The sequence below is a fragment of the Microcoleus sp. EPA2 genome (assembly GCA_020882975.1).
In the GTDB taxonomy this organism is placed as follows: Bacteria; Cyanobacteriota; Cyanobacteriia; order Cyanobacteriales; family Microcoleaceae; genus Microcoleus.
In genome coordinates this window covers 25,482-34,479 of record JAHRFD010000043.1, presented here as the reverse complement: position 1 = coordinate 34,479, position 8,998 = coordinate 25,482, and the positions used below count along the sequence as shown (strand labels likewise).

Here is an 8,998-nt window from a genome sequence, read left to right as displayed (position 1 = left end):
GGATGAGCTCTTTGGGTATCGTTGGTTTAGCATTAAACCTGCGGGCCTATGACTTTGTATCCCAAGAATTGCGCGCAGCAGAAGATCCTGAGTTTGAAACGTTCTACACTAAGAATATTCTGTTGAATGAAGGTATTCGTGCTTGGATGGCTCCAACCGACCAACCACACGAAAACTTCATCTTCCCAGAAGAAGTTCTGCCTCGTGGTAACGCACTTTAATAAATCAGGATTTGGATTTCAGATAAATCTTTAAATACTGATATCCAAATCCTAGTTCCCAGGCGGAGGGGCTGCGTCCCCGTAACCGCTCCGGTAACAAAAAAACCTGAAATTCGCAATCAAAAATCCCAAATTGATGGAGGTTCTACCGCGTGGTAACGCTCTCTAATTCTTATGCAAGCGGTCGCGACCAAGAGTCCTCCGGGTTCGCTTGGTGGTCTGGCAACGCTCGTTTAATCAATCTTTCCGGTAAACTGCTCGGCGCCCACGTCGCTCACGCCGGCTTGATCGTTTTCTGGGCTGGAGCAATGACTTTGTTTGAAGTCGCTCACTTTATTCCAGAAAAGCCCATGTACGAACAAGGCTTAATCTTGATGCCTCACGTCGCTACTTTGGGTTGGGGCGTCGGCCCCGGCGGTGAAGTTACAGACATCTTCCCGTTCTTCGTAGTTGGTGTTCTCCACTTGATTTCATCTGCTGTTCTCGGTTTGGGCGGCATTTATCACGCCGTTCGCGGCCCTGAAGTTCTCGAAGAATATTCTTCGTTCTTCGGCTACGACTGGAAAGATAAGAACCAGATGACCAATATCATCGGCTATCACCTGATTTTGTTGGGTGGCGGTTGCTTGCTGCTGGTTGCTAAGGCCATGTTCTTCGGCGGTGTCTATGACACTTGGGCTCCAGGTGGCGGTGACGTGCGTATTATCACGAACCCGACTCTGAACCCCGCTGTGATTTTTGGCTACTTGGTTCGTTCTCCTTTTGGTGGCGAAGGCTGGATTGTCAGCGTCAACAACATGGAAGACATTATCGGCGGTCACATCTGGCTGGGCCTGATTTGTATCGCTGGCGGTGTGTGGCACATTTTGACCAAGCCTTTCGGCTGGGCTCGTCGCGCCTTAATCTGGTCTGGTGAAGCTTACTTGTCTTACAGCTTGGGCGCTTTGTCCCTGATGGGCTTCATCGCTTGCTGTTTTGTTTGGTTCAACAACACTGCTTACCCCAGCGAATTCTACGGCCCGACTGGTCCTGAAGCTTCTCAAGCGCAAGCTTTGACCTTCTTGATCCGCGACCAACGCTTGGGTGCTAACGTCGGTTCTGCACAAGGCCCGACTGGTTTGGGTAAATACCTGATGCGCTCTCCTACTGGCGAAATCATTTTCGGCGGTGAAACCATGCGTTTCTGGGATTTCCAAGGCCCTTGGTTAGAACCTTTGCGTGGTACTAACGGTTTGGACTTGAACAAAATTAAGAATGACATTCAGCCTTGGCAAGCACGCCGTGCTGCTGAGTACATGACTCACGCTCCTTTGGGTTCTTTGAACTCTGTGGGTGGTGTGGCGACTGAAGTTAACTCGTTTAACTTCACTTCTCCTCGTTCTTGGTTGGCCTGTTTCCACTTTGTGATGGGTTTCTTCTTCTTGGTCGGCCACTTGTGGCACGCGGGTCGCGCTCGTGCGGCTGTCGCTGGCTTTGAGAAGGGTATCAATCGTGAGACGGAAGCGGTTCTTTCGATGCCTGATTTGGATTAATCGATCGCATTTATTGCTGATTTGATTGTCTAATCATTAAAAGGCTCCTGTTTAATCGCAGGAGCCTTTTTGTTGAGATCTGGTAATACAATGATATGGTTTCGGAATTATTTAACCGCAGAGACCGCAGAGACCGCAGAGGCAGAGAAGGAGAGATGAATAATTCCGATATCAAGGGATTTGATATGGAGCGCCTAACTTGGTTGAGTTTACTAAAAACACGTCGGGCGATCGCAGTTATTCGTTCGGACGATCGGGAAATGGCTTGGCAGATGGCACAAGCTGTAGCTAAAGGGGGAATTGAGTTTATTGAAATTACTTGGAATACTGAAAAATCGGGTGAGTTAATTTCTCAACTCCGCTGGGAATTGCCGGAGTTTAGTATTGGTACTGGCACATTATTGAATTTAGAACAGTTGCAGGAAGCTATAGCTTGTGGCGCTCAATTCCTGTTTACTCCTCACACTGATGTAGCTATGATTAAAGCAGCAGTTGATGCCGGAGTGCCGATCGTCCCTGGTGCTTTCTCTCCGACGGAAATTGTGACGGCGTGGCAAGCGGGCGCTACTTGCGTTAAGGTGTTTCCGATATCGAGTTTGGGAGGTGCGGCTTACCTGAAAGCTCTGCAAGGCCCGCTCGGTGAGATTCCTTTGATTCCGACGGGTGGGGTGACGCTGGATAATGCGAAGGTATTTATTGATGCTGGGGCGATCGCCGTTGGTTTAGCTGGAGACTTATTTCCCAAAGATTTGGTGGCTAATGGCCATTGGGAGGCGATCGCCGAAATTGCTCGCACTCTCACCCAAAACTTAACAACCTCCTAATGCTGTTTCCTAATCTAAAATCTCAAATTTGAATTTTCAAATGAGCTGAGGTGTGAGAAATGAAAAACAATATAAACTCAACTTACTTCCACCGCGTTGGAACTTTAGCTGCTGGCTTTGTCTTGACAATTGCAGCTTTTTGTGGTGTGTCAACTGCTGTAATTGCAGGCGAAAAGCACAACACCATTGCCTATCGAATTATGGAGTTGCAACAATCTAGTCAACGCTGGATTGAAATCGATATATCAAGACAAAAGCTCATAGCTTGGGAAGGAAATAAATCAGTTTATGCTGTCAATATTTCCAGTGGCAAATCATCGACTCCGACACGCACGGGAACGTTTGCAATTCAAACCAAATATCGGGTTGCTAGGATGACTGGGCCGGACTACGATGTCCCCGATGTTCCTTATACAATGTATTACGATGGTGGGATGGCAATCCACGGCGCTTATTGGCACAATTTGTTTGGCAATCCTGTGACTCATGGTTGTACCAATGTGGCGGTAAATCACGCTAAATGGCTCTTCGATTGGGCATCGGTGGGAACTCCTGTGGTGGTACACAAATCGGAAATTTAGGGCTTTGGGGATTGGGAATCGGGTATTGGGTATTGGATATTGGGCTACCCCCCCTGCCCCCTTGGGGAGCAGGGCGGTTTCATTCTCTGTAGGGGCCGTGCCAAGAGTGCCGGCCCGGTCAGCCCCAAACGCGCATTGGATCGTTGGTGGCAGGGGTAGGCACTCTTGGCGCTACCCCTACAAAACCCTTTTTTTGGTGAGAATGAAACAGCCCTGCCTTGGGGGGAATGAAATAGCCCTGTGGCAGCCAGAGGGTTAAAAATTTACTTGGTATCAGCCCAGTTATTCCTACTTGGTTAAACCGTGTTCGAGGGCGTAACGAACTAACTCTGTGCGACTGTTAGTACCTGTTTTGCTAAACAAACGACTGACATATTTTTCCACATTACGCACGCTAGTTTCTAAGCGGCGGGCAATTTCTTTATTCATCAAACCTTGGGCAACTAAGTCTAAAACACTTTGTTCTCGCGGAGTTAAATCTATTTTAATCAGGGAAGGACTTTGGGGTATCGAACTCCTTCCACTCAGCAAAGACTCAATTCTCGCCATCTGATTGGCCAAAGCTGCAATATCGGGATTTTCCCCATTCTCATTCATCTCCTTAGCCGCCGCGCGACGAGCCAGCAAATTGGTGACAATGGCCACTAATTCATCGGGATCGAAGGGCTTAGAAAGATAGGCATCGCAACCTGCTGTATAGCCTTGAATACGATCGCTCGTCATGCCCTTAGCCGTCAAAAACACTACGGGTAAAGCCTTATAGCGAGGATCTTCCCGCACTTGTTTGAGAAACTGATAGCCGTCCACCTGGGGCATCATAATGTCGGAAATGAGCAAATCAGGATTTTGCTTTTGCAAGATTTCCCAGCCGTCGCGAGCATTACTGGCAACCTCAACCACAAAATTACTATCTTCTAAATAAGCTTGTACTGCTTCCCGCAAGCCCGGTTCATCATCTACCAGTAATAATCGTGCTGACATTTCTGTTACCTTTGTCCTTTATTACTATTATCTTAAAATTTTGCCAAATTTAACTATTATTATCTTGACTAATCAACTTGAATATTGTAATTTGGGTGTCCCAAGGACTCTTCGACTCCGCGGCGGTTGGTATCTGTGCTGCCCAAGGACTGCTAATATTACCCCCCCAACCCCCCCTTACTAAGGGGGGGCTAAGACTTCATCAATAGCACATATGAAAGAAAAATGGTATAAGTCGAAGAGTAAACCAATCTCGACCATCAAAACTTGAGGTCAAAACTCCAAATTCTTTAAACTTTAGAGCGATCGGTTAAAATTTCATAGCCGGTTTCTGTCACTAACACAGTATGCTCAAATTGAGCAGACATAGCATTGTCCACCGTGACAGCAGTCCATTTATCAGCGAGTGTCCGAGTATACTTAGAACCCGCATTCAAAATAGGTTCGATCGCTAATGTCATACCCGCTCGCAATTTTACATTCGGCATTTCGCGAGTACGGAAATTGAAAACCGACGGTTCCTCGTGCAAATTGCGCCCCACGCCGTGGCCTGTAAACTCCTCAACGATGCTAAAACCATTACTTTTAACATGATCTTCGATCGCACCAGCGAGATCGAGCAAATAAGCACCAGCCCTTACCTGTTCAATGCCTTTATAGAGAGCCTCTTCAGCAACTCTAATTAACTTAGCCGATTCCGGTGTCACCTCCACCACGGGAATTGTAATACAAGAATCGCCGTGAAAACCTTGATAATACGCTCCCGTATCCACTTTGAGAACATCTCCGGCCCGAATCACTTTTTTCTTACTAGGAATACCGTGAACTACTTCATTATTAATACTAGAGCAAATCGAGCCTGTGAAGCCGTGATAGCCTTTAAAACTCGGAGTTGCACCCATAGAACGAATGCGTTTTTCCGCATAAGCATCTAAATCCGCCGTAGTCATTCCCGGCTGCACCATTTGGGAAATTTCCTTGAGGACAGTAGCCACAATTTTGGCTGCTTGCCGCATAATTTCGATTTCGCGTTCCGATTTAATTTCAATGCCTCGGCGCTGTTTTTTGACTTGGGGTTGTTGAGTTGGGCTAGAAAGGAGACTGCTAAAAATATTCATGTATTAATCGAGTAATTTTCTACTTTGACACTCTCAGAGTTGCAAACTAAATTGTACCAAATATGGACAAGGATTGAAATCGTTTCCAGTTGCTGACCTGTGAGATGGAAAAACACGATCGCTCGTGCTCTAAACTAGCTTAATATTTTTCTCAATAATTGGCAGGGGATTGGGGGTCAAAACAGCGGTTTCAACCGCGGAGTGCCTCTCAACATCATTTCCGAGCCTTCCTGCGAGGTTAACAATTCCGTCAATTAATTGATTGATTTCCACCGGTTTAGATAAGTGCATTTGGAAACCAGCTTTCAGGGCTTGTTGGCGCTCTTCCTCTCTGGCGTAGGCAGTCAGGGCGATCGCAGGCATATTTCCACCCCCGATCGCTTCCATTTCTCTCACCCGCGCGATCAATTGATAGCCGTCTGCTCCGGGCATTCCAATGTCGCTCAGCAGCACATCCGGCCAAAAAGTCTCCAGTGCAGCTAGAGCCTCCGCCACCGATGTCGCCGATCGCACCATAGCTCCTTCATCTTCGAGTAAAGCAATCAAAAACTCCCGCGAGTCATCGTCATCATCCACCACCAGCAATTGCAAATTCATCAGATGTGGCTGGGCTTGTGCCGCGTCAGGGAACTCGAACAAACCCAGCCCTGCTTCTTGGCCCTGGAGCTCAACAACTGGCAGAGAAACCGTAAATTTCGCACCCCCGCCGGGATGATTCTCTGCCACCACTTTACCGCCGTGCAGTTGGGCCAAGTGACGGACGATCGCCAATCCCAGTCCCAAACCCCCGTAAGATCTAGTTGTGCTGCTATCAGCTTGGCGGAAGCGATCGAAAACATAAGGGAGAAAATCAGGAGCTATACCAATGCCACTATCAATTATCTGAATTTGTGCCCAGTCCCCAAGGGACTCCAAGCGCACCTGTACCTTACCGGCTTCGGGAGTAAACTTAATGGCATTTGACAGCAAATTCCAGACTATTTGCTGCAACCGAGCCGGATCGCCCATCGCTTCACCGACATCTGGACTGCAAGCGACTTCTATGACTATTGATTTGTCCTGGGCCAGCGGTTGCAAAGAATCAATTGCCATCTGAATGATAGATTCCAAATTAATCCGATGGAAATTGAGATTTAGTTTGCCCCGCAGAATCCGCGAAACATCCAAAATATCTTCAATGAGTTGCGCTTGAGATTTTGCATTACGCTCAATTGTTTCTAGGGCTTTCTCAATAGTTTCTTGGTCAAATTCTCTAGTCCGCAGCAGCTTAGACCAGCCGAGAATTGAATTTAAAGGAGTACGGAGTTCGTGAGAAAGAATCGCGAGAAATTCATCCTTCATCTGGTTAGCTCTTTCAGCTTCCTGACGCGCCACCTGCTCGTGAATTAGTCTCCCCCGCTCTTCCTCTGCTTGCTTGCGGCTAGTGACATCTCTCACCGTACCAACGTGACCGATGGGTGTTCCCAAATCCGAAAACATCGGCGATGACTGCACGTTAATCCAACGCACTGTTTCGCCAATAGCTAATCGAAACTCGTTAGAATATTCCTGCCCTTGTTGAAGCCATGCTGACCAATGTGCCACTACACGATCGCGATCGTCTGGATGAACTACCCGCCCCCAAGCCAACGCCAAATCTTCCTCCAACTTTAACCCCGAAATTTCTTGACAGCGGGGATTCATGTATGTACAGCGACCTGAAACATCAGCTAAATAAATTCCGAGTGGCGAACAAGCACACAAAATGCGAAACCGCTCTTCACTTTTCCTGAGTTCATGATTAACAGCAGCTAACTCTGTTGCTTGCCGCTTCACCTCGACTGTTTTTTGGAACAATTCCACAAATACCTGCACCTTCGAGGTTAATATTTCCGGTTTCAAGGGTTTGAATAAGTAATCCACAGCTCCCAGAGAATAACCTTTAAACACATGGGTGTCGTTACTGCTGAAGGCTGTGACAAAAATAATCGGAGTCGAACGCGATCGATCTCTAGAGCGAATCAATGTTGCCGTCTCAAATCCATCCATTCCGGGCATTTGTACGTCCAGTAAAATCACCGCAAAATCTTCATTCAGCAGACACCTGAGAGCTTCGGAACCCGAATTGGCGGTGACTAAATTGTAAGATGACTTGTTCAAAATAGCTTCCAGAGCCATCAAATTTTCTGGGCGGTCATCAACTAGAAGCACATTTACTCGATCGGAGGGCTGCACATCCATAATTTTTTTTTAAACTTTAATGGTTAGCAAGTTGACTAAACACGGAGCGATTTGAGACAGGGGTAAAATCCAGTCTACTTCAACATTTGCGATCGCGGCAGTCGGCATAATCCCGCATTGAGCGCTATCGGGTTCCTGTACAAATGTCAATCCTCCTTCAGCTTTAATTTTTCCCAGCCCTTCACTACCATCAGAGTTAGCTCCTGTTAAAATGATGCCGATAACTTTCTCCCCAAAGGCATCAGCAGCAGACTCAAACAGCACATCGATGGAAGGCCGCGCGTAACAGACAGGAGCCTCTGTTGATAGTGCAAAGGTAAAACTTCCGCGACACAGTAGGGGGAATTTTGAATTGTAGACTGGCTCAACATTCGCCCTTGGCGATTCTGTAAAGTAATTTTCAGGCACGCTTTTGTACCACTGACGGGGTGATTCTATTAGCAAGTGATAGTCAGCAGGAGCCAAATAAACCCGTCCTGGCGCGATCGGCTCTTTATCTTCGACTTCTGTGATTTGGAGAGAACTTTGCTGCTGTAAAAAATCACTCAGTCGATTCTGAGAATGCTTATGGCGGTGTTGGACAATAACTACAGGCAAAGGAAAGCTTGGTGGCAAATCTGCCAGCAACACACTCAGAGCATCTAGCCCTCCCAAAGACGTGCCCACAACCACTATTTCAAAATTCTTTTTATTTAACTCTGCGGTAGAGTTTATCACTACTTTCAATTGTTTCATAGTGTTTTTCATAAGGTGTAAAATGCAGAGACTCCTGATGTCCTAGTCCTAAAACCCCAAACATTCCCAGGCTTTCATGAAAAAGCTTATGTACTCTTTCCTGGAGGTATGAATTGAAATAAATCATCACATTTCGGCACAAAATAACATTGAATTCATTAAAAGAATTATCCGTGGCTAAGTTGTGGTGAGCAAAGACAATATTATCTTTTATAGAAGAGCGAAACAGAGCATTATCATAGGCTGCCGTGTAATATTCAGAAAAGGCTTTTTTACCTCCTGCTTGGTGGTATAATTGCGTATATTCTTGCATTTTTTTTAGCGAAAATATGCCTGTCTTTGCTTGTTTTAAAACAACTTCATTCATGTCAGTTGCATAAATCCGACAGCGGTCATAAAGTCCTTCTTCTTGCAGTAAAATTGCCATAGAATAGACTTCTTCTCCTGTAGAACATCCAGCGTGCCAAATCCGAATAAAAGGATAAGTACGCAGCAGTGGCACCACTTTATTTCGGAAACTAATGTAAAAGCTCGGATCGCGAAACATCGTGGTAACATTCACCGAAACCCCCAGCAGAAAACGTTCTAGGTAAGCCGGATTGTGCAGTATCTTTTCTTGAAGTCCAGAGACAGTAGTCAGGCGTTCCGATTGAATAGTTTTCCAAATGCGACGCTTGAGAGAGGCAAGAGCATAATTGCGAAAATCAAATCCGTAATAACGAAATATCCCTTCTAGAAAGAGTTGAATTTCGATTGTTTCCAGTTCATGGCTTTCGGGCATTTTTA

At 46.4% G+C, this 8,998-nt stretch carries 8 protein-coding genes and 1 pseudogene; 4 read left to right on the top strand and 5 right to left on the bottom strand.

The window, feature by feature from the left end:
* The 4 genes and pseudogenes from AAFP14_RS24430 to AAFP14_RS24415 form a co-directional block, all read left to right on the top strand.
* A pseudogene (locus AAFP14_RS24430) lies at nucleotides 1-221 on the top strand (photosystem II D2 protein (photosystem q(a) protein)); the annotation flags it as partial.
* Between the two features lie 152 nt (nucleotides 222-373).
* Entirely contained in the window at nucleotides 374-1,753 is a 1,380-nt protein-coding gene (gene psbC / locus AAFP14_RS24425) for a photosystem II reaction center protein CP43 (RefSeq protein ID WP_341734780.1), read from the top strand.
* A 185-nt stretch (nucleotides 1,754-1,938) separates the two neighbouring features.
* Nucleotides 1,939-2,577, top strand: coding sequence for a bifunctional 4-hydroxy-2-oxoglutarate aldolase/2-dehydro-3-deoxy-phosphogluconate aldolase (locus AAFP14_RS24420; RefSeq protein WP_341734782.1), 639 nt, complete (start codon nucleotides 1,939-1,941; stop codon nucleotides 2,575-2,577).
* Nucleotides 2,578-2,636: 59 nt separating this feature from the next.
* Nucleotides 2,637-3,158, top strand: coding sequence for a L,D-transpeptidase (locus tag AAFP14_RS24415; RefSeq protein WP_341734779.1), 522 nt, complete (start codon nucleotides 2,637-2,639; stop codon nucleotides 3,156-3,158).
* A 288-nt stretch (nucleotides 3,159-3,446) separates the two neighbouring features.
* Here the strand turns inward: AAFP14_RS24415 and AAFP14_RS24410 are convergent, their stop codons facing one another.
* The 5 genes from AAFP14_RS24410 to AAFP14_RS24390 all read right to left on the bottom strand — a co-directional run bounded on the left by AAFP14_RS24410 (nucleotide 3,447) and on the right by AAFP14_RS24390 (nucleotide 8,993).
* Nucleotides 3,447-4,139, bottom strand: coding sequence for a response regulator transcription factor (locus AAFP14_RS24410; RefSeq protein WP_341734778.1), 693 nt, complete (start codon nucleotides 4,137-4,139; stop codon nucleotides 3,447-3,449).
* 290 nt (nucleotides 4,140-4,429) lie between these two features.
* A complete protein-coding gene (gene map / locus AAFP14_RS24405) occupies nucleotides 4,430-5,257 on the bottom strand; it encodes a type I methionyl aminopeptidase (protein WP_341734777.1) in 828 nt (275 codons plus the stop codon).
* A 129-nt stretch (nucleotides 5,258-5,386) separates the two neighbouring features.
* The gene (locus AAFP14_RS24400) at nucleotides 5,387-7,477 is read right to left on the bottom strand and encodes a hybrid sensor histidine kinase/response regulator (RefSeq protein ID WP_341734776.1); all 2,091 of its coding nucleotides are present in this window, start codon (nucleotides 7,475-7,477) and stop codon (nucleotides 5,387-5,389) included.
* A 9-nt stretch (nucleotides 7,478-7,486) separates the two neighbouring features.
* Nucleotides 7,487-8,212, bottom strand: coding sequence for a chemotaxis protein CheB (locus AAFP14_RS24395; RefSeq protein ID WP_341734775.1), 726 nt, complete (start codon nucleotides 8,210-8,212; stop codon nucleotides 7,487-7,489).
* The gene (locus tag AAFP14_RS24390) at nucleotides 8,166-8,993 is read right to left on the bottom strand and encodes a CheR family methyltransferase (RefSeq protein ID WP_341734774.1); all 828 of its coding nucleotides are present in this window, start codon (nucleotides 8,991-8,993) and stop codon (nucleotides 8,166-8,168) included. The genes AAFP14_RS24395 and AAFP14_RS24390 overlap by 47 nt, the downstream gene beginning before the upstream one ends.
* Nucleotides 8,994-8,998 lie beyond the last annotated feature (5 nt).